This is a genomic window from Paenibacillus sp. NPDC058367 (assembly GCF_042723305.1).
Lineage (GTDB): Bacteria > Bacillota > Bacilli > Paenibacillales > Paenibacillaceae > Paenibacillus_AQ.
On record NZ_JBHXIZ010000003.1, the window covers coordinates 96,081 to 122,163 of the forward strand.

Sequence of the window (26,083 nt, forward strand, 5' to 3'; positions counted from 1 at the left end):
TAACGTATGGTTTCATACATTTCAAGAAAATACAACTCTTATACTTTCTTATATTTCAAAAAAAACGTCTTGACGCAGGCAAAGCTCCTGTGTCAAGACGGTGATTCACTCAGAAATCCACCATTGCTACTATTGTTTCACAATTTCAACCACGATATCATTATTGAAATACATTATAATATTATCATTTTCTTTCAGAGATTGCACGGACAATGTCGTATCTCCTTGATGAATATATACATTTGAAGCAAGAGTGAACTGATACTTATCGTTCAGATTAGCTCTCTTAGTCACCAATGAGTTCGTCGTACTGTCATAGCGAGAGAATGAACGAGTTAACTGTGGTAACACACGAATGACTGTCGCTCCATCCGTGTCTTTACGAATCTCCACTCTGTCCGCTGTTGTTAAGTTACTAAGAGCAGTTGTTGTGGCGCCATCACGTATGATTCTAACCCCACCGCTTACAGTAAAGTTTTGTGCTGCTCCAGCATACTCCTTCACAATTAAGCTATTCGTTGCAGCTCCTACTGAACTAATCTGACCCGTAGTAAGCTTAACTGCCTGAATAGCGAGCGGTGTGCTTCCATCAAAAGTCACATTCAGATAATCTCCCGATTTCAAAGCGGTTAGCTTAATGCTCTCACCGGCTTCATTTGTTATTGGGAGCGCTGCAGTATTAATCTCACTGGTCCCCCCATTCCATTTAATACTTATACGGTTGGTTCCAGAATTAACGGTTGCTGCTTCAACCTGAAGAACGGTCTTTACTTTCAATACTGCAATTAGATCCTGACTAGTTGTCAGTGAGGCTGTCACATTACTACCAACAGGAACATCACTTAAGGTTGGATTAGTCTTCCCAAAAATATCAACCAATTGTGGATAAGGCATTGTTATAGTTTGCCCACTGTCCTTAAGCTTCAATACAATTGTTTTAAAAGAAGAATTAACAGCAGACAGGGTTCCTTCGTACTTTGTGACAATTTCCAAAGATAGAGCCCGTTGACCTATTGCCGTTAAATTCACTTTACGGTTCTCAACAAGTTTCGTACCGACATTACTTAAGTTAGGAAGTACGCCTTCAATCAACAATTTTGTTTTTTCATCCAACTGAACGACATGTGCCTTTTTTTCAGTATCCATAACTGTCAACAGCTGTGTTTTAGTATTATAGTCAATAACCGTCGCTCCACTATACTGCTCAATTTGACGGCTTAACACTTCAATCTTTATGACTTGATCACTGCTGTTCAGCGTAAGCTGAATTTTGTCCCCACCTACTGTATCAGCTATAAGATCATCAGCCACAGCGCTATTCATATTCGGAATAACAATCACCGGCTTCGTGCCTAACAGTTTAACTTCACGTGTTCCGTCCGTTTTTTTATACACAACTGTTGAATTGCTCAGTTCGGTAAGTACACCTTGAACTGTCCGTTCAACACCTTCTGTCACTTCTACAGTACGTATCACATTTTCCTTAATCGTATATTTAACAGCAGCACCTGTCTTTAAATCTGCTGGCTGCAGCACTGATGATTGCGAGCTGAATAATGAAGTTCCATCTTCCCATTTAAAGGTTTCCACCGTACCAGCAGCATTTTTAAACGTAATGCTTTTCCCAGTAAGATCTATACTTTGAACGGTACCTGTTGTCGTTTTGTTTACAACGCCTGAAGTCACTTGAACCTTGACCACTTTATGTGAACCACTATAAGTTTCACGCTGTAACGTAACTATGCTGTCTGCTACCAGCGAAGCAGGTTCAATTGAAGTCCCATTCGCATCTTCAAAGGTAGTCGCTTCATCGTAGTAATATTCAGTGAACCCAGTAGCTGATTTCAGCCATAGCTTATTACCAGGTGCTACCATTGCGAAGCTTCCGGAAAGGCTCTCCACTTGTTGTGTAGGGTCAGTCACTTCAACATAGGCTGCATTATATGTCGCTCCAATTACAGTAACCTTTGTGTAAGGTTGGACGTCACTTAGATTTATTCTACTTTCAGAAGCGCTTGTGTAATAAGCGGTGCTTGCTCCCAGGGTATATGTAGAAGTCTTTCCGTTGTTATAGACGGAGAGTTTCCCACCTGCTAATTGACTGATTGTTCCTGATACCGTGTTGTCATATTCAACCGTATTGTGAGCTTCTGCGCGGCTGAAAAAAGTCGCCAATTGAGCACGGGTCACAGCCCCTTGTGGATCAAAGCGATTACCGTCAAGACCATTGGCTAGTTTCAGATCAACAGCAACGTTGATGTACCCTCTTTTGTTTGCAGACACTTTAGCATCATCCGCAAAACCTGTCGGCGCACTAGCTGCTACGGCTGCATCTGCACTTTTTCCTAGTGCACGAATTAAGAGTTCAGCAATCCATTCGCGGGAGGCTTTACGTTCTCCCCAAGAAGTCTTCAGATTATCTGGAGCCATTTCAGTCGCCTTATCAAGTAGGCCTTGTTGAAAAGCCAACACTACATAATCCTTGTAATAATTCGTAACCTTAAAATCATTAGGTAAGGCAACCGTAGAAGAAGTATCCACTTTATCCTGCAACTTCATAAAACGTAATGCCATAAGCACAGCTTCCTGTTGAGTTACAGAATCCCCAGGGCGGAACAAACCATTATTACCAACTACAATTCCTTGTGATGCTAATTTATAAATATGCTTTTCAGCCCAAAAGCCTGTCTTCACATCGCTAAAAATGCCAACAGATTGTGTAGTAGTTGTTGCTGCTGTAGCGGCTGTATCTGCAAACACTGCGCTTGCGCCACTAAAAATCATGGTTCCAGCCATAACAGCCGATACTGCTTTCGTAGAATAAGCCTTCAATGGACGTTTTGACCTTTTTTGCGCGGACAATAGATTATTCCCCTCTCTATGACTCAAATAAATAGTATAGTTTAAAATTCGTCAGTTAGATGCTTTTATCCTTTGTTGTAATAACAATTAGCTATTATCTCTAGTCATTGGATGCATTAGATCAACATGACCCATCAAGCTTTCAACCTTTTCACCATCCACCAAAACTTCGATGCTTTTTACTTCTTCAAATTGAAAATAGGTTTTGGCAAGTGATGAAATCGCTAAGGACTCCCCACCAGCACCCAGCTGTGCTTCATCCGGTTTATGAAGATCCATCACAATTTGACCATCAACAAACTTTAACGATTTCAGTTCAATCTTGCCCCATAATGATACAAGGTCATTATTCTCGTTGCTTTGCAATGCTTTGAACGTCTCTGTATATTTCTGGGCATCGTCAGAGAAGCTAATGCTAGTCTTAGCAGGAATCAGATCCATAACTTGTGAATCCGTATAATATGCATCGATACTCTGGCTCTGTTTTTGCTTCTCATCTGCTACTGGCTTTGCAGTTGCCTGAGTTTCTGTGTTGCTATTATCTGCTGTCGGTTGCGGAGTGCTAGTCACTTCGTTTCCTGGTTCATCGCTTGGAGCCGGTGTACTTTCTCCCGCACCACTTACAACATTTGAAGTCTCTTGCTCCACACCATTTGCTGGAGCCGCAGTAGGCTTGTCTCCACAGCCAGCAATCACTAGCAGAAGCAGTGTAGCGATCCCAATTGTACTCCATTTTTGTTTCATCATTAATAAACGCCTCCTCTAGATGAATACGGGCAGACAGGTACCGCAAAATCACTTCTTGCCTTTTAAAATAAAAGCAGAAAGCTGACTTTGCGGCGCTCGTCTGCCACTGGTCTGTTATTTTATACCCAAATATTCCTTAATCCCACTCACTATTGAAGCCGCAACTTTGTTTTGAAGTGCATCTGTAAAGAGCAATGCTTCATCTTTTTTGTTGCTAAGGTATCCCACTTCAAGTAATACTGCAGGCATTTTCGTTTCACGGATAACATGGAAATTCCCATAACGTACACCGCGATCGCTAAGCCCTGTAGCTTGAACAAGATATTTATGCATCACGTTCGCCAATGCTTTACTGGCTTCCCGTTGATAATACGTTTCTGTTCCACTAGCTGATGAGGAACCTGAGCTATTGGCGTGTACAGATATGAAGATATCAGCTTTTAAATTATTCGCCATAGCTGCTCTTTCTTTAAGCTCCAAGAAAGTATCATTACTTCGTGTTAACACGACGTCAATATTACTTTCTTTTTTCAGCAATTCAGCTGTCTTAAGTACGATGGCCAAATTAAAATTCTTCTCGTATTTACCTGTAACACCCACTGCTCCAGAATCTTTAGCACCATGCCCTGCATCTAATACTACTAGCTTTCTGCCATTATTTCCTGGTTGTGTAGTAGTATCATCAGTGCTTTCCGCATTTAGATCGATTACAACCAGCTTAGAATCGTCTCCAGTTACGCTAACGTTGTAATTCTTAGCATAGTTCAAATCGATTACAAAACGTACTGTATAAGGATTCGTGCTATAAAGGGAGTAACGTACTCCTGATACATCGGGATAATCTTTCACTTCCAAGCTACCGTTTAGGTCAGGATCAAGGATCTGTCCTGTGCCAAATAGGTCTGAGAAGGTGGCATTAGGTAAATCAACAACTAACCGATCCGGCCCAGTCATCACTGTCACTTTCGGTACTGAATTACCCTCCATGGCTATGCTCAAACGATTTTCGCTAAAGCTCACACCATTTACCATCGCTAAATTCTTAGAAGGATCTACCGGCGGTACAACCTCAGATCCACCATTTTCAGTATTTCCACCTGAACTGCCGTTATCATTTGAGGATCCTGGGGTAATAAGATACACACTCTTCTTCACGTTGTCCCACGAGACATTTAATCCGAACTGTTCACTAATGAACCGAATCGGTACAAGTGTCGTATTACTACGAAGGATAGGTGCTGTGGTAAGTGTTACTGTCTTGTCATCAACTGAGGCTATCTTTTGATTCACAACCAATTTGATGACCTTTCCTTGCTGTTCAATCGTTACCGTCTTGCTCTTCTGATCCCAACCCACGTTATATCCAAGGCTTTCAGAGATCAACCTTAACGGCACCATGATTGTATCATTCACATTCTCAACCGGGACATTTTGCCCTGCGGTCAGCTCCTTGCCGTCCAGAAAAATCTTGCTATTCCCGGCAGCAGCATGTCCGTTCTCAGGCAAAACAAATACTAAGAGCAACAAAAACAACATCAAACTGAATTTCTTCATTCTTCACCTCTAAATCTAGTATTCGCCTGTGAATGGCGATCGTGATGGCCTGTCTACGTCAACCTCAGACCTCTATTAGACGCTAATAATCTATAAAGGTTGCGAATATATTCCATAAAAATTGAGAAATCTCACCAACATTAAGCATTAAAGTCCTAGATATTCCTTAATACCGGCTACAATTTCTCTCGCTAATTTGTCTTGAAGCTGCTCACTATACATCCCTGATTCATTTCCTGAATTAGTAAGATACCCCACTTCTAGAAGTACTGCCGGCATACTGGTTTCTCTTGTAACATGCAGGCTTTTCGTTCTTACTCCGTTGTCCTTGAATCCAGTACCTGCTATCAGATGTTTGTGCATGACCTGAGCAAGCGGCAGACTCCCACTACGCGAATAGTACGTTTCACTGCCATTTATTTTGTCTCTATTCGGATAACCCAACTCTAGTGAATTCCCATGCACTGAAATAAATAGATTAGCCTTTGCTGCTTCTGCGATATTTACTCGATCCTGAAGACCCAACGTAATGTCTTCAGTCCTAGTAAATACGACGTCAACCAAAGCTTCCTGCATAAGTAGTGTTTGTACTTTACGGATAACTGCCAGATTGAAGTCTTTTTCCAGCTTACCCGTGAGACTGACTGCTCCTGATTGTGTCCCTCCATGACCCGCGTCGAGAACTACAACTGGCTTTCCTGTCATTCCACTACCACCTGAGGTGTTCCCTTCACTGCCTGTAACATTCAAATCCAGTGTCACCAGTCCAGTACTTTCATCCGTACTTAATTGATAAGGCTGGCTCCCGACCGTTTGAATCACGAACCTAACAGTAGAAGGACTTACACTGAACAACGCATACCGGATCTCAGAAACTAGAGGGTAACCAGTAACATCCAGCTTCCCTTGCGGACTTCCGTTTGTGGTAATACTCGGTAGACCTCCTACGAAATCAGGAGCAAAAGCTGCACCGGGAAAATCTACGACGATTCGATCTGGACTGCTCATTTTTGTGATGCTAGGTTTAGGGGCCCCAGAAACAGCGATGATTAATCGATTCTCAGTGAAGGCTGCCCCATTTACCAGCGGACCTGCTGCATTCACACCAGTGCTTCCTGGTACTGAGGATGATTGTGGTGTCGGTGAGGGCAAAACACTTCCAGTGCTTGTGCCATTATCCAGGCCGGGTGTAGTAATCTGGGTTGGAGAAGGCGTACTTGTTGCTGTTGGACTAGTAACGGTTCCCTCAGGTGTAGCCACCGAAGCTTGTCCACCCGTCAAATAGACCGTTTTATCGCTATTATCCCAGCCAACCTTTAGACCGAACTGCTCACTTACGAAGCGAATCGGAACGAGAACTGTACCACCGCTTTGCTTGGGTGCTGCGTTTAAATCAAACGTTACTCCATCCGCATCAGCTGTTTTTTTTCCTACAGCCAGCTCAATGCTTTTTCCATCTTGGTGAACCGTTACTTTGCGGGCCTGCTGCTCCCACAATACCTCAAATCCAAGATTCTCCACTACCACTCTGACGGGAATCATAACGCTACCATTGACATTCTCAAGTTTAATTCCTTTTGGCAAAGCAAGCTCTTGATTGTCCATAATAATTCTGCCTGAGCTGCTACCAGCTGCGGCAGCTTCACGTCCAGTGAATGATAGTAATAATAATGGCAGCAACAATAGTAGCAACGTTCGATACCCAACTCTTCTCATTTTCCCGCTCCTTCTGCAAGTAATAGATCTAGATAAGTATTAAGACGACAGAAATCACCAAATGTTTCCTTTATCACCAATCAATATTTCGATTATAGCAAAAAAACTTCCATTTCCGACACCCGGAAATAGAAGTTTTGCGTAATTTTTGTAAAAGTTAAGAATGAAACCAGTTATATCCTATTATTAAGAGAATAACTTAGCCGCATGACGCTCTTCATACGCAGCAATTTCATCTGCATGCTGAAGGGTTAATCCGATATCATCCAGACCTTGCAGCAAGAACTGACGACGGTGCTCATCCAGATCAAAGCTGATGCTCAGTCCAAATTCATCGTGAAGTGTATTGCTCTCAAGATCCACGGTCAACTGGTAGCCATCATGCTCGGCTGTCCGATTAAATAGCTCATCCACTTGCTCTTCCGAAAGCTTGATCGGCAAAATGCCATTCTTAAAGCAGTTGTTGTAGAAGATATCTGCATAAGAAGGTGCAATAACAACTCTGAACCCATAATCCATAATCGCCCAAGGTGCATGTTCCCGTGAGGAACCACAGCCAAAGTTAGCACGTGAGATCAAGACAGAAGCACCTTTATAGCGTGGCTTATTCATTTCAAAGGCAGCGTTATCGTTACCAGCTTCATCAAAACGCCATTCGTAGAACAAAAATTGTCCAAATCCTGTCCGTTCAATCCGTTTCAGGAACTGCTTTGGGATAATAGCATCCGTATCTACATTCACCCGATCTACTGGTGCAACAATTCCTGTTAATTTTTTAAAAGCATCCATAGTTTTATCCTCCCGTGTTCTCTCTAGTTCTATGAGCTGACAGCTTCCGTCTTATAGTTCCAATCACGTACATCAGTGAAACGGCCTTTTATCGCAGCTGCAGCAGCCATAGCTGGGGATACAAGATGCGTGCGTCCACCGCGACCTTGACGTCCTTCAAAGTTACGGTTCGAGGTAGATGCACAGCGTTGCCCAGGTTGCAGTACATCAGGGTTCATCGCAAGACACATGCTGCATCCCGCTTCGCGCCATTCAAAGCCCGCGTCAGTAAAGACTTTATCAAGCCCTTCCTTCTCAGCCTGCATTTTAACACGACCAGATCCAGGAACAACAATGGCAGTAACCTTGTCAGAGACTTTATGGCCTTTTGCTACCACGGCTGCGGCTCTCAAATCTTCGATCCGTCCGTTAGTACAAGAACCGATAAATACATAATCAATTGGAATTTCAGAAATAGGAGTTCCAGGAGTCAAATCCATATATTCAAGCGCTTTTTCAGCAGCTTTGCGTTCATTTTCAGTGGTAAAGTCAGCCGGATTTGGCACGCTAGAGTTGATATCAGTACCCATGCCCGGGCTAGTACCCCAAGTCACTTGTGGAATCAATGTCTCCACATCGAATTCAACTACCGTATCATACTGAGCACCTTCGTCACTAACAAGACTCTTCCATCCTTCAACAGCAGCGTCGTATGCTTCGCCTTGCGGCACATATTGACGTCCACGCAGATAGTTAAAAGTAGTTTCGTCAGGAGCGATCAAACCTGCTCTTGCTCCGCCTTCGATCGACATGTTGCAGACGGTCATACGTTCTTCCATCGACAGCTCACGAATAGCTTCACCTGTGTATTCAATTACATAACCTGTTGCAAAATCAGTACCATACTTAGCAATAACACCAAGGATCATATCCTTTGCTGTTACACCAGGATTGCGTTTACCTGTGAAACGAACTTCCATAGTCTTAGCTTTGGATTGCTGCAAACATTGGGTAGCCATTACATGTTCAACTTCACTAGTACCGATACCAAAAGCCAGCGCACCAAATGCTCCATGTGTGGAGGTATGGCTGTCACCGCAAACGATAGTTTTACCAGGGTGCGTCAAACCGATCTCAGGTCCCATTACGTGTACAACGCCTTGATCGATATCATTCAGGTCGAACAATCTAACTCCAAAATCAGTACAGTTTTTAGAAAGTGTATCAATTTGCTGCTTGGAAATTGGATCCTTAATGTTAAAACGATCCTTGGTAGGAACGTTGTGATCCATTGTAGCGAAAGTCAGCTCAGGACGGCGAACCTTGCGGTTACTGAGGCGAAGTCCTTCGAAAGCTTGTGGAGAAGTTACTTCATGAACCAAATGCAGATCGATATAAATAATGCTAGGTTTACCTTCCTCTTGATGAATAACATGATTATCCCAAATCTTTTCAAACATTGTCTTGTTGCTCATAATTTCACCTCATTAATAGAATCGTTCATTGGAAGAGAGCGTGGAGTCTCTCTTGAATGATCTAAATATAACATCACCATCTTTATAATTCCAAGATATGATATCTATAGAAGTGATAGGTTTAACCTATAAATTGAAGATGATTTTTTTGCTGAGACCCTAGTCAGCCCACTCCTTAGACGAATGCCCTTCATACTATATCGGGTCCTGGTTGTTGAAATGCAGTGCATTTGTTAGCGCAGAAGGAGTTGGAACAATTGAGGTCAGGAACGAGACTTACCGGGCGAGTTATTTTCAAAGGTGATCAAGGGTATGAAACGGCACGTAAAAATTGGGATCCGCATACTGACAAATTCCCGAAAGTGTTTGTTTTCGCACAAAAAACACAAGATGTAGCGAACGCCATAAAATGGGCTAACGAGAATAAAGTCCCCATCCGTGCAAGAAGCGGTAGACATTCTCTGGAGGTTAATCTTTCACAGGTCACCGGAGGAATCGTCATCGATGTAAGTGAAATGAAGAAAATCAAACTAAATAAAAAATCAGGAACTGTTGTTGTGGGTACCGGAAATACTGTGGGGAGAATTGCACACACGCTTGCTGGGCAAGGATATATGGCTCCATTCGGCGATAGCCCTACGGTTGGAATCGGAGGCATCACCCTAGGCGGGGGTATCGGGCCGCTCCAGCGAACCGTGGGCCTTGTTAGTGATAATCTAATCGAACTCGAAATGGTTGATGCCAAAGGGAAAATTATTCGTGCCAATAAGAATAGTAACTCTGATCTCCTCTGGGCTTCCCGCGGAGGTGGCGGAGGGAATTTCGGAGTTTACACCAGTTACAAATTCAAAGTACGTCCTGCTCCAGCTTCGGCTACCGTTTTTCGTATCACCTGGCCTTGGGATCAGTTCGAGAAGGTATTCAAAGCTTGGCAACTCTGGGCTCCTTGCGTTAATACCAAACTGGGCAGTGAATTATCCATTGGTCCGAAAAAAGGCGGTAATGTCACTATGACGGGGCTGTTCCTCGGATCAAAGGCAGAGGCTTCCCGCCTCTTAAAGCCCGTTACGAGCGTTGGAACGCCTACGAATCAAATCATCCGCTCTTTGCCCTATACAAAAGTAGTGAGTTTTATGTTAGCGCCTGATCCAGTACTAACTCAAAGAGTCAGCAACCAGTTCTCCAGCGGTTTCGTAAGAAAACCCTTCCCGGACAAGGCAATTAAGTCCATGCGTGAATTCTTAGAGAAAGTGGAGGGAGAATTCGCAGGTTTCTTTTTCCTCAACTGGGGTGGAGCTGTGAGCCGTAAGTCACCCAAATCTACAGCCTTTTACTGGCGTAAAGCGAAATTCTATGTTGAGTGGAATAGCTCATGGATCAAGAAATCGGAAGCTGCCAGAAATATATTCGTAGTACGAAATACACGCCGGAAGCTGCAGCCATTTATCGTGGGGAGCTACATCAATGTTCCAGACCAGGGAATTAAAAATTCCGGACCAGTATATTATGGAGCGAACTATCCTAGATTACGGAGAGTCAAAGCTAAATATGACCCGGGAAATATATTTAACAACCCTCAAAGCATCTCTCCAGCCCGCAAAGTATAGTAAGACGTAATAGCGTTGCATCGAAATTAGACCGGCAAACATAAAGGACTCCAGCGAATACTGGTAATCCACCCCTTCCTATTTGCCGGTCAGTGCGTTCGTACACGAACTTACATGTGAACCTATATAAAACTTCAGTTTCATAGTTTATACTTATAAGTAAAAACAATCTCCCAAAGGAGTTTATACATGGAACTGAGACAACTACAATATGTACTGCAAATCGCAGCCGAAAAAAACTTCTCCCGTGCAGCGGACAAGCTGCACATTGCCCAACCATCACTCAGCCAACAGCTTTCCAAGCTGGAAAAAGAGCTCGGTGTGATGCTGTTCCAGCGAAATACCAGCTCTGTTGAACTGACCTATGCTGGATCTAAATTCGTAGAGCAAGCCCAAATCATCATTGATGGCGTAGAACTGCTGCGACAAGAAATGTCTGATATTTCTGAATTGCGTACCGGGCGCGTCGTTGTAGGCAGTATGCCGATCACTGGTGCACATTTACTACCGCATGTACTTCCGGTTTTTAAACAAAATTACCCGGAAGTAGAAATCACTCTGCTCGAAGACTCCTCCATGAACCTAGAGAAGCTCACTGCGAGTGGTCAGACTGATTTGAGCCTGCTCTCATTGCCACTCGAAATTCCAGCTCTTGCTTACGAAGAACTGGGTGAGGAAAGGATCGATCTTGCAGTCCCACCCGAACACCCGCTGGCTAAACGTAGCTTAGATGGAACTAAGACCTCTTTACAAGAACTAAAGGACGAGCCATTTATCGTACTTAAAGAAGGCCAAGGCTTCCGTAAAATGACTATGGATCTGTGCCGAAACGCTGGCTTCGAACCAAAAATTGTTTTTGAGAGCAATAACATGGAAACAGTTCAGTCACTGGTCGCCACTGGAATGGGTGTAACTCTTGTGCCTCATTTTATTGCCCGTGCACCGCGGAGTGAATTCGTCCCTGTCTACTTACCGCTCACTGATCCTGCCCCTAGCCGAACACTTGTCGTAGCCTATCGACGCGGACGTTATTTATCTAAAGCCGCTAAAGCTTTTGTAGAAACATTTAAATCTACGGTATCTGAATTAACCGAAGAATAGACCCTTGGAAGGCTGCTCAGATCATCTGACACCGAGCCGCACTTTCATTAACTGGCCGCTTTTTCGTTTAGATCTTGATTCTGCGCCTGCTCAGGATTGTTGTCTTTAGTCAATTTAATTCACCTCTTGGTAACAGATTATACCCTTACTTAGAGGTTAAACAGAATAATCAAAGCTTTCTAATGCGAGAAATAGTTCCTTCGTTTTTCCTTTGCAAAGCAACCATCTCCATGGTATTCTATTGAAAATAAGTGAAACGTGCAGACGGGACCAGTAAGAATGAGTCTAACCGCGCCTAGAGAGTAAATTCCGACAGGCTGAAAGAATTTACCGCGGTTTTCGTTCCGAATCCTACCCCCGAGCGGCCTGTGCTAAGCAGGACGGATCCTCCCGTTACGAGAATGAAGTCGGATGATCCCTCATCAATGAAGGTGGTACCGCGGAAGTTTACAAGCTTTCGTCCTTTGCTAAGTCTAAGGATGGGGGCTTTTTGTCGTTTTCAGCATCTATAAAAATACTGAGGAAGTGAACAGATATGACGACACGAATCGTAGTCAAAATAGGCAGCAGCTCACTGACTGGAACAGAAGGCGGATTGAATCGCGAAGCCGTGTCCTTCTTCGCTTCAGAGATTGCCGAATTGAAGAGAAACGGCTGCGAGGTGTTATTAGTAACCTCCGGTGCTGTAGCCGCAGGCTTTCGCAGTATCGGTTATCCTACACGTCCGAAGCTGCTGCATGAGAAGCAAGCAGCTGCAGCTGTAGGCCAAGTACTGCTCATGCAGGCATATCAGGAAGCTTTTGCCGAGCATGGAATAACCACAGCACAGATCTTACTAACCCGTACCGACTTTTGTAGTCGCAGAGCTATGAACAACGCGATGATGACGGTAGAAGAGCTGCTTCGCCTAGGAGCGGTACCCGTATTTAACGAGAATGACACCGTCTCCGTTGATGAGTTAAAATTCGGTGATAACGACACTTTGTCCGCGCTGGTAGCTAACCTGCTGAAAGCCACCAGATTGCTCGTCTTAACTGACATGGATGGCTTATATAGTGGAGATCCTCGGAAACATCCCGACGCTGTTCGCTATCAGTTCGTTGATGATATTACGCCGGAGATTTATGCTATTGCTGGTGGAGCTGGCTCTAGTGTGGGGACAGGTGGCATGCGTTCAAAAATCGATGCTGCCAAGATCGCTACACGAGGCGGTGTGCCCGTCTTTGTTGGGAGAGCTACCGAACCAGGGGATTTACAACTCGCAGCGACAGGCTCGGGCCGAGGTACTTATTTTGCAACCAAGTTATCTTCTTTACCTGTTAAAAAGCAATGGCTTGGCTTTATGTCCACCCCACTCGGCTCCCTGTACGTTGACGAAGGCGCCGTTGAAGCGCTGCTTCATGGCGGTCATAGTCTGCTGCCTGTCGGCGTCAAGCAGATCGAAGGTAACTTTCACGCTGGGGATGTTGTAGAAGTCCTTGGACCAGACTCCAAATTGCTGGGACGCGGGATTGTGAATTACGATGACACTCAGCTGCGCAGTATTCAAGGTTTACCCAGCCGTCAGATTGTACCGAAGCTGGGAGAAGTACACCGGCTGGAGGTCATTCACCGTGACGAATGGATTACATTGAGGTAAAAATTTTGCCCATACAAATTTAAGGAGGAATCGTCATGAGTGAAGTTGTCAATAAAGCAAAATTAGCCAAGGAAACCACCGGAGTATTAGCGAGTCTAACTACCGGCCAAAAAAATGAAGCACTCTTAGTTATGGCTGATGCGCTGCGCCGTGAAGCTCCAGCTATCATTGCTGCCAACCGGGAAGATCTGGAACGCGGACGCTTAAGTGGTACTCCCGAGTCCATGCTTGATCGACTAGCGTTAGATGTAGGCCGAATTAACAGTATCGCAGAAGGACTTCAACAAATCGCTGTATTACCTGATCCAATTGGTGACACGCTAGAAACTATTGAACGTCCAAATGGTCTCAACATCCAGAAACTCCGTGTTCCACTCGGTGTCATCGGCATCATCTATGAAGCACGTCCAAACGTAACTGTTGATGCCGCTGGTCTGTGTCTAAAGACTGGTAACGCTGTTGTGTTGCGAGGTGGCTCCTCCGCCCTGTCCTCCAACCGACAAATTGTCGAGGTTCTTCACAACGCTCTAGCAAATACTTCAATGCCGAAAAATGCGCTACAGTTGATCGAAGATCCCAACCGTTCCTCCGTTGATGAAATGCTTAAGCTCAACGGACTACTTGACGTGATTATCCCTCGCGGAGGAAGTTCTCTGATTCAAAATGTTGTGCTTAACGCAACCGTGCCCGTCATTGAAACGGGTGCAGGCATCTGCCATACTTATCTCGACGCAAGCGCTTTGCCAGAAATGGCTCAGAACATTAGTCTGAATGCCAAAGCACAGCGCCCTTCAGTTTGCAATTCCATGGAGACGCTACTCGTTCATAAGGATTACGCAAACGAGTATCTGCTTTCTTTGGCCGAAGCTTTCCGTGATGTTAACGTTGAATTACGTGGCTGCCAGGAAACATTATCCTTTGTCCCATGGGCATTACCTGCAACATTAGAGGACTATGCTACTGAATATAATGATTATATCTTGAATATCAAAATCGTCAGCGATTTAGACGAAGCTATGCAGCATATCGCCCAGTATGGCACGAGGCACTCGGAATGTATCGTAACTGAAGATCCGGATAACGCTTCACGCTTCTTACAGGAGGTTGATGCTGCAGCTGTTTACCACAATGCTTCAACCCGCTTCACAGACGGCTTTGAATTTGGATTTGGTGCAGAGATCGGCATTAGTACACAGAAACTCCATGCCCGTGGACCGATGGGTCTGCCTGCTCTTACTTCAACCAAATATAAGATTTATGGAACAGGTCAAATTCGGGGTTAGTGTCCATGCATCCGTTTTTAATTACACCACTTTTAGGAGGATTTTGAGCCATGTGTCAGCAACCTTCCATTCCACTTATGAATCATAATATTGTATTTTATGGCGCAGGCTCTATGGCAGAAGCCATCGTTCGCGGGATGATTAGCCGTAGTATCGTAAAATCCGATAATGTTATTATGCTTAACCGTAGCAGTAGTGAACGTCTGGCAGAACTAAGAAGTCGTTACGGTGTAATCGGTACAAATGATCCTGAACAAAAAACAGATTACCTACGGAACTCACCAGTAATCGTGTTGGCTATGAAACCAAAAGACGCTGCAGAAGCACTTCGGGGACTCAGCCCACTTCTCTCACCTGATCAGATCATAGTCTCTGTAATTGCTGGGCTGTCCATTCGAACGATGCAAGGTCTGCTTGGCAAAGAGCAACCCATCGTCCGTACTATGCCGAATACTTCTAGTTCCATAGGTCTTGGTGCCACTGGCATAGCCTTTTCCAAAGAAGTAGATGAGAAAGGACGACGCCTAGCACTCAACATCTTTGAAGCTGTCGGACTAACAACAGTCATTGATGAAGAACGCATGGAGACCTTAACGGGTATCTCCGGCAGTGGGCCTGCCTATATTTATTATATGATGGAGGCAATGATCGCTGCCGGTATACGGGGCGGACTGCCGCTTGATCAAAGCACGGAGTTAACCGTTCAAACGGTTCTTGGCGCTGCTAGAATGGTACAACAGACGGGCGAGGATCCAGCTGCACTTCGTAAAAAGGTCACATCCCCGAATGGCTCTACACAAGCAGCGATAGAAGTACTCGAGCAGGGAGAATTTTTCGAAACTGTCATCGCGGCAGTAAATCGCTGTGCCGAACGTTCCCGTGAAATGGGCGCTGCGCTTGAGAAAGAGCTGCATTCGTAAAATAAAAAGATCGCTTCCCATACCACATTGGTCAGGAAGCGATTTTTTTTTCAATTTAAGGCCATGATTAGCCCGTTACAACATTTCCATAAGTATCTCGAACAATCACTTTAACATTAGCCGGAGCCCCAACAGTCACGTCCAGCGTGTTCCTAGAATTATCGAATAGCAGATCTCTAGGAGTTTCCCCTAAAATGATGTATAGCGTATTCCCAACATGCTTAGTTTGAAGCAGCTGTTGTTCTTGTGCTTCTTGTAGCTTTCCTTTATTTGAAGAATAACTCCCGAATACATTCAGCTCGTTTCCACCCGTTTGATCTACTTTAATCCCATAAGGCTCTGCAGCTTGGATAATGATGGTACTAACGCCCTCTGGAACGGCTCCCTTCCAATCTGGCAATGCGTAACTTTCTTGCACAGCTGAAACGGTACGGCGAAATTCCTGTGTTAATCCTAAAGAACTAAATGCTGCAAAAACCAAACAACATACAGCTATAAACCCTACGAACAGAACGCTTAGCACATCATAATACATTTTTCCTTTTCCACGAAACCATAAAGTGTATATCACAATTTCTAAGCCTAATAGTATAAAAATGATCGGCCACCAAGCAAGCGTCGTCTCAAACACTTCGGCGCCCCTCCACTGCGAGACCATGATTAGTGCTCCCAGAAATAAAAGGCTCAATCCCATCGACAACGTTCCAACACGCCAGCGTCTTGATTTATCTTCAGCAACCGGACGCTCACTTGAAACAATAACTCCTTGCTGTAATTCTGTCGGATTATTCAAGAATGACCACCTGTCCCTTTTCTCCCTTTATTGTTCTTGCTTCCCGCCATCAGCTTCAAACCACCGCCAATCAACAGCACAGATACGATAAAGGTCCTGAAATATTCATTGACTATATACTCTAAACGCCATCCAGGAAATCTGATATCAAGCGCAGGAACTGCGACATTAACTACAATGTAATACAGTCCTAGACACATCAGAGCAGCTCCAAGCCATCCTTGATGATTTAAAAATCCTTCTATGACTGGCTTATCCTGTAAAGGTTCACGTCCATGTCGGCTGACAAGCTGTAAGCCATCGAACAAACTGTAAAACCAAATGACTGGAATGAGGAAGAATAGCAGCGTTAAACGCAGTAGGTCCATGACATAAATACTCCCTAGAAATAGCAGCATGAGCTGTAATCCTCTTTTTTGCAGCCCTAGATACATTTGTCCGGCACCCGGAAAAGCAGAAAGCAGTGTTGCCAAAACTTTGCTACGGCGCCCTTCCTCACGACCAGCCTCCATCTCTTCGAATAAAGTACGATCTACCATTTCTCCTCCAGCTTGCTTACGATGGATTAACTGAACCGCATCAAACATACAATATAACCAAATCACTGGTAATACGCCAAACAGGAGAAGGAAAACATCACTTGACGTAATCCCTGCCAGGAATAACATCACGGTCATAAAACCGAAGAAAGAAATGAGGAAAGACAATCCTCGCTGCATCAACCCCATATGAAAATGACCCAATCCTGGAATGAACGATAATAAAATTACATGTACACGCTCATTATCGTCTGTCTTAACGGGCATTGAAGAAAAATCAAAATTCGATCCATCTGGAGTCATTGCCGGAGCAGGCATCTGGAGCATTTTAACCACCAGATGCACCATCGAAACCGTCCCAATAAGTAGGAACCCTATCACACCCATTAATAGAATATCCTCGGCACCTTCAGCCACAGCTATTAAGAATGACATAAATAAGATGCCAAAGCTTAACAGAAGATAAACAATTCCCTGTGGGCGTTTTCCCATATAATAATGACCTGCTCCAGGAATCAAATTAAGAAAAAAAGCTTTTAATTTACTACGCTGCTGTTGCATATTTCATTTCTCCTCTCATCACTTTCTGCTGCCCATTAGCTGATCCAACCATCCGCTAGTTGCCTGTATGACTTGCTCGCTAAATGATGGGGAATTATCTTTTTTAGGGATCATAAGCTCCATTTGACCTGTGTGCAGCTTATCAAACATACCAGATGTCATTATCAACAGCGTAAGTGACGCGGCAACCGCATAATGAAAGATTGTCTTTTCATACCAGCGATATCGCCGTACCCCTTCTTCAACCGTCACTTGTTCCAATGCTGCTGACGATTCCGTCATACTAGCCCAATCTGCCATAACCCTCTCTGTAAAAATAGACGAATTCTCCAATGAAGGCAGATCCTCCTGTAGCTCATCCAACATTTCCATGTATGAAGTAAAACTTTCCGTATCTTCCAGCAGCAACTGTTCCCAATCTTCTCTGGTCGCCTCGTCCATGTGACCTTCAATATAAGCTTTTGCTTGTTCCCGTTGGATTAGATCGTCTCCACGCTTCATCATAGCCATTCGTCCTCCTTCCAATGATTTCGGATCCATTGTCTCGCCCTATACAATCTGGACTCTACCGTCTTCAGGGAAATTCCCTGCTCTGCAGCAATCTGATCATATTTTTTATGTTCCAGATAATAAGCCACCATAATTTCACGATGAGTTTCAGGCAGGCTATTGATTTCACCGAGCAGCCGATCCATCCGATCACGGCGTATAACACCTGACAACACATCCTCTTCGTTGGAAGCGGTCTGGCTCAGTACAAGCTCATAGTCAACAGGAAGTTCCCTAAGTCGATCACGTTTACGTTTCGCATCAATTGCCTTATTTAAGGCGATCCGTGTAATCCATGACTTTAAGCCTTGATAACGGTAGTCAGGGAGAGATTTGTACATTTGTAAAAAAGCTTCCTGAGCAGCATCTTCAGCCATTTTGACATCGCGTAATACAGAATAAGTAATTTTGTAAATTTGCTGACTATATGTATTTACAAATTGACGGAACGCATCCTCGTTACCTTGGCAAATCCGCTGGATTAATACCTCTTCTTCAATGACTCTCCCCTCCTTCCCACAGCAATAGACGCGCCCGATAACAACTACCCCTGCATTTTTTTATAAAAATATTAAAAAGAACCGCACTGACTTTAGCGATGGGCTAAAGCAGTGCGGTTCTCTCCTAAACTATCTATCTTCCGCCATTGCGGAATTTTTGTGTATAGTTCTTAACATCCTGAGCGTTCTTGACCCGGTTGCGGGCCCATTCCAGCAATATTCGATCAATATAGCGGAAATGAACCTTTCCTGCAAAAACAGATTCCTTCAGCGCTAACAGAATCAGCTCCTCGGGATACCGGTCTTGATCCACCCAACTGGATATCGTCTCACACTCCATTGGAGATAGCGGACGTCCGAATTCCTTTTCGAAAATACTGAACAGATTTCGGCTTTCCTCTTCAGCCCCAAGTTGAGAAGGAGATGAGGGGGGCTTTCCGCCGAATCCACCCCCAGAAGCAGCCCGCGGTGCCGACGTTGCATAGCCACCTACGTGCTTATCTTGCTCATGCTCTTGTACAACTGTCGCTAGATAAGCACCAAGCTTTCCGTATAACCCTGAGAAATTGTAGCGTTCATAATGGATGTCTCTTAGCTCATCGTTGTCTCCATCGATGCTAATAAAACCTTCCTTCATAAGCTTCTGCAACTCTCCTGCTAGTACAGATATGCTACGGCCAGTTACAACCTGAAGCTCCTCAAGAGAAGGGAAGTCAATCCCTTCCACCTGCCTGAAAGAAAGCAGATGTATCAGCAGCATAGCTTCACTTCCGCTTAAATTCAGCTTCCGGTAATACTTCAGTAATGCGTAAGGTATGACGGCCATTCCGTTCTCCAGACCGAAGGAGACGCCTTCGCCCCAGGTACTCCATCCTTTGCCGTCCATGAACGTCCCCCTTCAAATATAAGAACTTATGGGTAGAGACGGTACAGTGTACGTGGGAATGGAATAGTCTCACGTACATGGTCAAGGCCACAGATCCAAGCTACAGTACGCTCAAGTCCAAGTCCAAAACCAGAGTGAGGTACAGATCCGTAAGTACGCAGATCCATGTACCATTTGTAAGAGTCCATCGAAAGATTATGCTCTTTGTAACGCTCTTCAAGGAGCGCAGGATCATCGATCCGCTGTGAACCACCAATAATCTCTCCGTAGCCTTCTGGAGCGATCATATCCGCACACAGTACGACTTCCGGACGGTTTGGATCTGGCTTCATATAGAACGCTTTGAAAGAAGCAGGATAATGAGTAATAAATACAGGTTTATCGTATGCTTCTGCGATTGCTGTTTCATGAGGTGCACCGAAATCATCACCCCAAGCAATATCTTCAAAGCCTTTATCGTTCAAGAACTTGATCGCATCGTCATAAGTAATGCGCGGGAATGGTGCTTTGATATTCTCCAGCTTGGAAATATCGCGACCTACCGCTTCCAACTCCGCACGGCAATTCTTCAATACAGATTGCACTACGAAGCTAATAAACTCTTCCTGAACCTTCAAGCTTTCTTCGTGATCTGTAAAGGCCATTTCTGGCTCGATCATCCAGAACTCAATTAAGTGGCGACGAGTCTTAGATTTCTCTGCACGGAAAGTTGGTCCAAAGGAATATACACGGCCTAGTGCCATTGCCGCAGCTTCCATATACAACTGTCCGCTTTGTGTTAGATAGGCGTCCTCATCGAAGTACTTCGTGTGGAACAAGTTAGTAGTTCCTTCTGCTGACGTTGGCGTCAGAATCGGAGGATCCACCTTTGTAAATCCACTCTCGTTGAAGAACTGTTGGATTGCACGAATAATTTCCGCACGAATTACCAGAACAGCCCGCTGCTTCGAGGCACGCAGCCAAAGGTGACGGTGATCCATCAAGAAATCTACGCCATGCTCTTTCGGAGTAATTGGATAATTCTCTGTAAGATGCAGGACTTCAATTCCAGTTACAGTCATTTCAAAACCAGATTGACTGCGAGGTTCCTCGCGGATAATTCCGGTCACATACAAAGAGCTTTCCTGTGTGAGGCTCTTAGCTGCATCCCATACCTCTTCAGGCACTTCTGATTTCACTACAACTCCCTGAATATAACCTGTACCATCGCGAAGCTGCAGGAACTGAATTTTACCACTGGAGCGCTTGTTGTTTACCCAACAACCGATAACAACACTCTCTCCAACATGTTCATTCACGTTCTTAATTACACTCTTGTTAGCCATGCCTTCAATCTCTCCTCTAATTTAGCCGTTAATTCCTTGCACAATACGGTGTGTATCACGTGCAATGACAAGTTCTTCGTTTGTCGGAACTACTAGCACTTGTACCTTGGAATCTTCCGTAGAGATACGACGTGGATCGCCGGAACGAACTTTGTTAGCTTCAGCATCCAACTCAATACCCAGGAACGTAAGGTTATTTAGCAGTTTCTCACGAAGCAATGAAGCATTTTCACCAACACCGGCAGTAAATACGATCGCATCTACACCGTTCATGGCAGCCGTATATGAACCGATATACTTGCGCAAGCGGTACTCATACATTTCAAAAGCTAGTGTGGAATTAGGCTCACCTTTTTCCATACCATCAATAATATCGCGCATGTCACTGCTTACGCCCGAAATTGCTAAGAGACCACTATGTTTATTCAACATGGAGTTAACTTCGCCTACGGACAATTCTTCCTTGTTCATCACATAAGGGACAATTGCTGGGTCAAGATCACCACTGCGAGTACCCATCATCAAACCTTCCAGAGGGGTCATACCCATGGAAGTATCCACGGACACTCCACCTTGAACTGCAGTTACACTACCGCCGTTACCGATATGACATGTAATGATCTTCAGATCTTCCAGCGGACGCTCCAAGTACTCCGCAGCAGCTTTGCTTACGAAGTCGTGTGATGTACCGTGTGCGCCATAACGACGAACTTTATATTTATTGTACAATACTCTAGGAATAGCGTACATATAAGCTTTTTCAGGCATGGTTTGGTGGAATGCAGTATCGAAGACAACAACCTGCGGTACACCTGGCATATTTACTTCAGAAGCCGTAATCCCCATCATTGCTGCTGGGTTATGCAGTGGTGCAAGGTCAAACAATTGACGAATTTTCGTTTTTGCGTCAGCATCCACAAGTGCTGAGGATTTAAAGAACTCTCCACCATGCACTACGCGGTGACCTACAGCATCAATTTCTTTAATAGATTCAATTACACCATGCTCTTTGTCTGTAAGACAAGCAAGGACTTTGCGGATCGCAGTATTATGTTCCAGAATTTCGCTTACTTCTGTCACTTCCGCTTTGCCAGTAGGTTTATGATTCAGAATGGAGGAATCCATCCCAATACGTTCAACCAAACCCTTAGCCAAAACCGATTCATCGGTCATGTTATACAGCTGATATTTCAAAGAAGAACTACCTGAGTTAATAACTAAAATATTCATACACGGTCACCATCCTTGTCGTACTTGAAGAAGCCTTCTCCTGATTTCATACCCAGTTGTCCTGCACGTACCATCTTCTTAAGAATTGTAGAAGGACGGTATTTCAGCTCTCCGTATTCACGGAACATATTTTCGAGTGCCGCAAGTACCGAATCCAGGCCAAATCTGTCAGCCATTTCAAGCGGTCCATATTGGAATTGATAACCAATACGCATAGCATCGTCAATATCCTGTGCGGAGGCAACGCCTTCTTGTAGCACATGCATAGCTTCATTGATAAACAAGCAAATGAGGCGTGATGTTACAAATCCTGGGGATTCATAAATCATTACACCTTTTTTCTCAACAATCTCATCAACAAAGGATTTTGTATCTTCAAAAGTAGCATCTGAAGTTTTCAGACCACGTACGATTTCTACAAGATCCACTTTAGCTACAGGATATATGAAATGCATTCCGATCACGCGTTCCGGATACATCGTAGAACTTGCAAGTTCAGTCAAGCTAAGTGTTGATGTATTGCTGGCAAGAATAATGTGGTTCGGGCATACTTGATCCAATTGATTCAAAATCTTTTTCTTTTCTTCCAAATCCTCAACAATGGTTTCGATAACCATGTCACAAGAGCTGAGCTCCGCGAAATGTGTCACTTTTTGAATGCGGCTAAGAATCAGCTTCTTCTCAGCTTGAGTGATCGCCCATTTCTCCAGTTGCTTATCTAGACTTGTCTCGATCATTTCGTAAGAGTAGTCCAGTTTCTCCGCGGTTTTCTCCACTAGTAATACATCCAGGCCTTTGGCTGCTAACATTTCAGCAATACCTTGTCCCATTGTGCCACCGCCGATGACACCTATTTTTTTGAAATTCATAAAAAAGTCTCCATCCTTTCAGGTATCTATACTTTTGTATTGTACCTTGTCTGTCGCAAAAATTTATAAAGCCCGACATATAATGATATCTTAGCATGCCTGAAAAGTAAAAAAAAATAACCAGCATAAATATTTATGCTGGTAAAAGGACGCTGTCACGAAATTGACATCGAAATTGCTCTCCAGAGAGTACTTCTTCCTTCATTAAAATGTCAAGAGAGTAATCAAATACATTTCGTTGCTTTTCAAGGTGCTCACGAGTGCGCGTCATCAGCTCATCCAATATCTTACTATTTTCCTTCATAAGCTCTTCAGTGGTAACCATTTCCAGCTTAGCAATACCCAGCGAAGTTAAACCTGACTTCATCATCGTTTCCACAATATTCAGCGCCTGATCGAAATCACCGCGTGAACCTGTGCTTCGTCCACCATAATACATTTCTTCAGCAGCTGCTCCACCAAGTGCAATCATAATCTGATCTTCGAGATAATCTTTGGTGTACAAATACTGCTCTTGCTGAGGATTATGTCGCACATAACCAAGGGCTTGCCCACGCGGAGTCAGCGTAACCTGACTAACGCTTCCGGGACGAAGGAGCTCTGCCATGATGGCATGTCCCAATTCATGAATGGCGACTCTCTTTTTCTCTTCGTGATTTGTTTCTCTATCCGTTTTTTCACCCATCATTACCTTGTCAATCGCCATCGACAGATGCCGCTGCTCAACTTTCGTCAAGTCCTCACGCATCATATAAATCGCAGCCTCATTCATGACACTTTCAAGCTGAGCACCGGAAAAGCCATAGGCTTCTTCAGCAATTTTGTCGAGACTCACATCTGGATGAAGAGGTTTATTCTTCGCATGCAATTCCAGAATCGATTTGCGGCCCTTTTTGTCAGGCATGTCCACTTGAATATGACGGTCGAAGCGTCCAGGACGTAGCAATGCCGAATCAAGCATTTCTTTCCGGTTTGTTGCAGCTACCAGTAGAATACGCGGTGTTTCGTTATTATAAATACCATCCATCTCAGTCAACAGCTGATTTAAGGTCTGATCATATTCACGCTGCTGTCCGCCTTCACGTTTACCGCCAATTACGTCAATTTCATCAATAAAAATAATGGCACTCTGTTTATTTTCCTTAACAGCACGGTTACGAGCATCCTTGAACAAATCGCGGATCCGGCCGGCCCCGACACCTACATACATTTCTACAAATTCACTGCCTGATGCAGCCACGAATACAGAGTTTGTATAATGCGCAGCTGCTCTGGCCATAAGGGTCTTACCTGTTCCTGGAGGGCCAGTGAGTAGAATCCCTTTCAAAGGGCGAATCCCAAATTTACTGATCTCCTCATGCCGGATCAAAAAATCAAGTGCCTCACGAAGCTCTTGCTTCGCATTATCTTGCCCACCTATTTCTTCAAAAGTGAGCTTTGAAGGTCCTTCCTTCTTGCGTTTCTTTCCAGCACCAGCGTTCACTGTAAGCCCACCACGCAAATGAGCAATTATAAGTAGTGCAGTGAGCATCCCAGCTGCTATAACAATCGGGAATATATTAATACCTAAAAAAGCCATGAAAATAAACAGTACAGGAATAAATCCGAGTAAAATTTCTTTAAGGTACTTAGGCATTATTCCATACCCCCAAGGTCGCAGGTTTTCGCGGCAAAATAATAAATTTGCTTTCTTTTCCATTACTCAAGCTTACGTACACATTGTTGTCGTCGATATCAGTAGATGCTATCACATCTTTAAATTCCGTATTTTGCTGTTTCAATCTATCAAGTTCTGTAGGTATAATCGTATATTTACGGCTCTCCATGGCTTCAGCTACAGAGAACATCGCTTTATCCCAGTAATCATCCAATAGTTCACTTGAATTTTGCTCCACATCGAGTTTAAGTTTACGTCCTTCAATCACTGATTTTCCTTCTTTGGATACATACGATACTAGATCACGTAAATTCGTGCCCGGCTGCAAATCAAGTTTCAAAGTGACCTCATCGCGGTTAATACTAATATGTGAAGTATTTACTCCCTCAAATCCGGTTACAATCTTTTGGAGCGGTTCCTGTAAAGCAAACTGACGATATAAAAAGAATCCTCCGAATAATAGCATAGCCGACAGTAGAGACGTTATCAGTACAGGTACAAGACGTAATTTCAAGAAACGTCCTCCTCTCAAAGATGAAAAAATGTAAACAGAATGATCCAAAGTCATAGCTGCTAAGAGCTCACCAGAGCCTGACGTTCTACTAACACTGTTCTAATTACAAACAGTAGTATATCACAGGTGTATATACTATATTGAAAAAAAGTGTGAAGATATTTAAAATTTTATTTTTTAATTCTTTCCATTTTATTTAATTTATTGATTTAATTCGACAAAAAAAGGGCTGTTACTCTTAAAATAACAGACCTTTTTTCGTATGAATCTTTAAATCCCAATATATAAATCCACTCTTATAGTATATCACAGTTCGTGTACTAATAGTATATCAAATAATATGTCATTTTAAAAAACAAGCGAACCATAAATGGTCCGCTTGTTTCTCTTATAATGCCTTTGTTTAATTTAGCGGCTAGGTAAACTGTAACCTTCACCCATTCGAGCCCCATCCGAGAACCGATAAAATTGATAATAATATCGACCGCTTTGTTTATAAAAAAGCTGCCAAGCATACTCCCCGTTATATACTCCTGGCAACAACCGCTCAATGCTGATGTCCGGAAGATCGGCTTTTATAAGGCTACGCATTTTCGCTTCAGAGGTCCCTTTACTTAGTTCTTCAGCATATACTGCGTCGGTTCCTTCAGCAAACTTCCCGTCTACAGTAAAACGTACCCAAACCATCAACTCGGTCCCGGCTTCATTCTTCCCTGTTAAGACCCAGTACACCGCATTTTCATCCCACACGGATTTCTGCGCTTTGGTTACCTCTGTCAGACCAGCACTGGTTTTAGCGACATCCTTAGCGATATCTCGCTCGTTCCATTGATCTTTCATAATATAAGCATAGAACTGGATAAGTCCAAACAGAAGGAGCAGAATCAGAACTGACCCCAGGAGGATCCATTTTTTCCTTTTCTTCAAGGTACAGCTCCCTTTCTAGTAATATATCTTTTTTGATTATATAACACACCTGTGTGTTTAT

22 protein-coding genes are annotated in these 26,083 nt (G+C 43.9%); 5 read left to right on the forward strand and 17 right to left on the reverse strand.

The features are described from left to right. Positions 1-129 precede the first annotated feature (129 nt). The 6 genes from ACFWMP_RS17240 to leuC form a co-directional block, all read right to left on the reverse strand. Positions 130-2,862 carry an S-layer homology domain-containing protein gene (locus ACFWMP_RS17240; RefSeq protein WP_379424353.1) on the reverse strand — a complete coding sequence of 911 codons (2,733 nt, stop codon included), beginning with the start codon at positions 2,860-2,862 and terminating at the stop codon, positions 130-132. Between the two features lie 87 nt (positions 2,863-2,949). Further along, a complete protein-coding gene (locus ACFWMP_RS17245; protein ID WP_379424354.1) occupies positions 2,950-3,609 on the reverse strand; it encodes a GerMN domain-containing protein in 660 nt (219 codons plus the stop codon). A 114-nt stretch (positions 3,610-3,723) separates the two neighbouring features. Further along, a complete protein-coding gene (locus tag ACFWMP_RS17250; RefSeq protein ID WP_339242656.1) occupies positions 3,724-5,163 on the reverse strand; it encodes an N-acetylmuramoyl-L-alanine amidase family protein in 1,440 nt (479 codons plus the stop codon). Positions 5,164-5,310: 147 nt separating this feature from the next. Further along, positions 5,311-6,879 (reverse strand): N-acetylmuramoyl-L-alanine amidase family protein, encoded by a 1,569-nt coding sequence (locus ACFWMP_RS17255; RefSeq protein WP_379424355.1) that lies wholly within the window; start codon positions 6,877-6,879, stop codon positions 5,311-5,313. Between the two features lie 186 nt (positions 6,880-7,065). Next, positions 7,066-7,668, reverse strand: coding sequence for a 3-isopropylmalate dehydratase small subunit (gene leuD, locus ACFWMP_RS17260; protein ID WP_042190082.1), 603 nt, complete (start codon positions 7,666-7,668; stop codon positions 7,066-7,068). A 29-nt stretch (positions 7,669-7,697) separates the two neighbouring features. Continuing rightward, positions 7,698-9,122: a 3-isopropylmalate dehydratase large subunit gene (leuC, locus tag ACFWMP_RS17265; protein ID WP_149646842.1), complete on the reverse strand. Its 1,425-nt coding sequence runs from the start codon at positions 9,120-9,122 to the stop codon at positions 7,698-7,700. A gap of 257 nt (positions 9,123-9,379) precedes the next feature. Here leuC and ACFWMP_RS17270 point away from each other — a divergent pair, with 257 nt between their 5' ends. From ACFWMP_RS17270 to proC, 5 genes are all read left to right on the forward strand, one after another. After that, the gene (locus ACFWMP_RS17270; protein ID WP_042190087.1) at positions 9,380-10,729 is read left to right on the forward strand and encodes an FAD-binding oxidoreductase; all 1,350 of its coding nucleotides are present in this window, start codon (positions 9,380-9,382) and stop codon (positions 10,727-10,729) included. A 189-nt stretch (positions 10,730-10,918) separates the two neighbouring features. Then, entirely contained in the window at positions 10,919-11,830 is a 912-nt protein-coding gene (locus ACFWMP_RS17275) for a LysR family transcriptional regulator (protein WP_042190089.1), read from the forward strand. Positions 11,831-12,365: 535 nt separating this feature from the next. After that, positions 12,366-13,469, forward strand: a complete 1,104-nt coding sequence (gene proB / locus ACFWMP_RS17280; protein ID WP_042190091.1) for a glutamate 5-kinase — start codon at positions 12,366-12,368, stop codon at positions 13,467-13,469. Between the two features lie 35 nt (positions 13,470-13,504). Then, positions 13,505-14,752, forward strand: a complete 1,248-nt coding sequence (locus ACFWMP_RS17285) for a glutamate-5-semialdehyde dehydrogenase (RefSeq protein WP_379424356.1) — start codon at positions 13,505-13,507, stop codon at positions 14,750-14,752. Between the two features lie 50 nt (positions 14,753-14,802). Continuing rightward, positions 14,803-15,672: a pyrroline-5-carboxylate reductase gene (gene proC, locus ACFWMP_RS17290; RefSeq protein WP_042190097.1), complete on the forward strand. Its 870-nt coding sequence runs from the start codon at positions 14,803-14,805 to the stop codon at positions 15,670-15,672. A 67-nt stretch (positions 15,673-15,739) separates the two neighbouring features. On the opposite strand, the gene ACFWMP_RS17295 is transcribed toward proC, so the two are convergent. The 11 genes from ACFWMP_RS17295 to ACFWMP_RS17345 form a co-directional block, all read right to left on the reverse strand. Beyond that, on the reverse strand, positions 15,740-16,465 hold the full coding sequence (locus ACFWMP_RS17295) for a hypothetical protein (RefSeq protein ID WP_379424357.1): 726 nt from the start codon (positions 16,463-16,465) through the stop codon (positions 15,740-15,742). Next, entirely contained in the window at positions 16,462-17,565 is a 1,104-nt protein-coding gene (locus ACFWMP_RS17300; protein WP_379424358.1) for a hypothetical protein, read from the reverse strand. Before ACFWMP_RS17300 ends, ACFWMP_RS17295 begins: the two co-directional genes overlap by 4 nt. 18 nt (positions 17,566-17,583) lie before the next feature. Beyond that, on the reverse strand, positions 17,584-18,069 hold the full coding sequence (locus ACFWMP_RS17305; RefSeq protein WP_339242668.1) for a hypothetical protein: 486 nt from the start codon (positions 18,067-18,069) through the stop codon (positions 17,584-17,586). Continuing rightward, a complete protein-coding gene (locus ACFWMP_RS17310; protein ID WP_081382890.1) occupies positions 18,066-18,614 on the reverse strand; it encodes a sigma-70 family RNA polymerase sigma factor in 549 nt (182 codons plus the stop codon). The genes ACFWMP_RS17305 and ACFWMP_RS17310 overlap by 4 nt, the downstream gene beginning before the upstream one ends. Positions 18,615-18,747: 133 nt before the next feature. After that, positions 18,748-19,500, reverse strand: coding sequence for a DnaD domain-containing protein (locus ACFWMP_RS17315; RefSeq protein ID WP_060622747.1), 753 nt, complete (start codon positions 19,498-19,500; stop codon positions 18,748-18,750). Between the two features lie 26 nt (positions 19,501-19,526). Continuing rightward, positions 19,527-20,825: an asparagine--tRNA ligase gene (gene asnS, locus ACFWMP_RS17320; RefSeq protein ID WP_036676308.1), complete on the reverse strand. Its 1,299-nt coding sequence runs from the start codon at positions 20,823-20,825 to the stop codon at positions 19,527-19,529. Between the two features lie 21 nt (positions 20,826-20,846). Then, positions 20,847-22,055: an acetate/propionate family kinase gene (locus ACFWMP_RS17325; RefSeq protein WP_042190106.1), complete on the reverse strand. Its 1,209-nt coding sequence runs from the start codon at positions 22,053-22,055 to the stop codon at positions 20,847-20,849. Then, positions 22,052-22,924: a 3-hydroxyacyl-CoA dehydrogenase family protein gene (locus ACFWMP_RS17330; protein WP_042129488.1), complete on the reverse strand. Its 873-nt coding sequence runs from the start codon at positions 22,922-22,924 to the stop codon at positions 22,052-22,054. Before ACFWMP_RS17330 ends, ACFWMP_RS17325 begins: the two co-directional genes overlap by 4 nt. Before the next feature lie 133 nt (positions 22,925-23,057). After that, complete coding sequence (locus ACFWMP_RS17335; protein WP_042190108.1) at positions 23,058-24,560, reverse strand: AAA family ATPase; 1,503 nt, start codon at positions 24,558-24,560, stop codon at positions 23,058-23,060. Continuing rightward, positions 24,553-25,095: a hypothetical protein gene (locus tag ACFWMP_RS17340; RefSeq protein WP_042190109.1), complete on the reverse strand. Its 543-nt coding sequence runs from the start codon at positions 25,093-25,095 to the stop codon at positions 24,553-24,555. Before ACFWMP_RS17340 ends, ACFWMP_RS17335 begins: the two co-directional genes overlap by 8 nt. 408 nt (positions 25,096-25,503) lie before the next feature. After that, positions 25,504-26,022 carry a cell wall elongation regulator TseB-like domain-containing protein gene (locus ACFWMP_RS17345; RefSeq protein WP_149646834.1) on the reverse strand — a complete coding sequence of 173 codons (519 nt, stop codon included), beginning with the start codon at positions 26,020-26,022 and terminating at the stop codon, positions 25,504-25,506. Between the last annotated feature and the right edge of the window lie 61 nt (positions 26,023-26,083).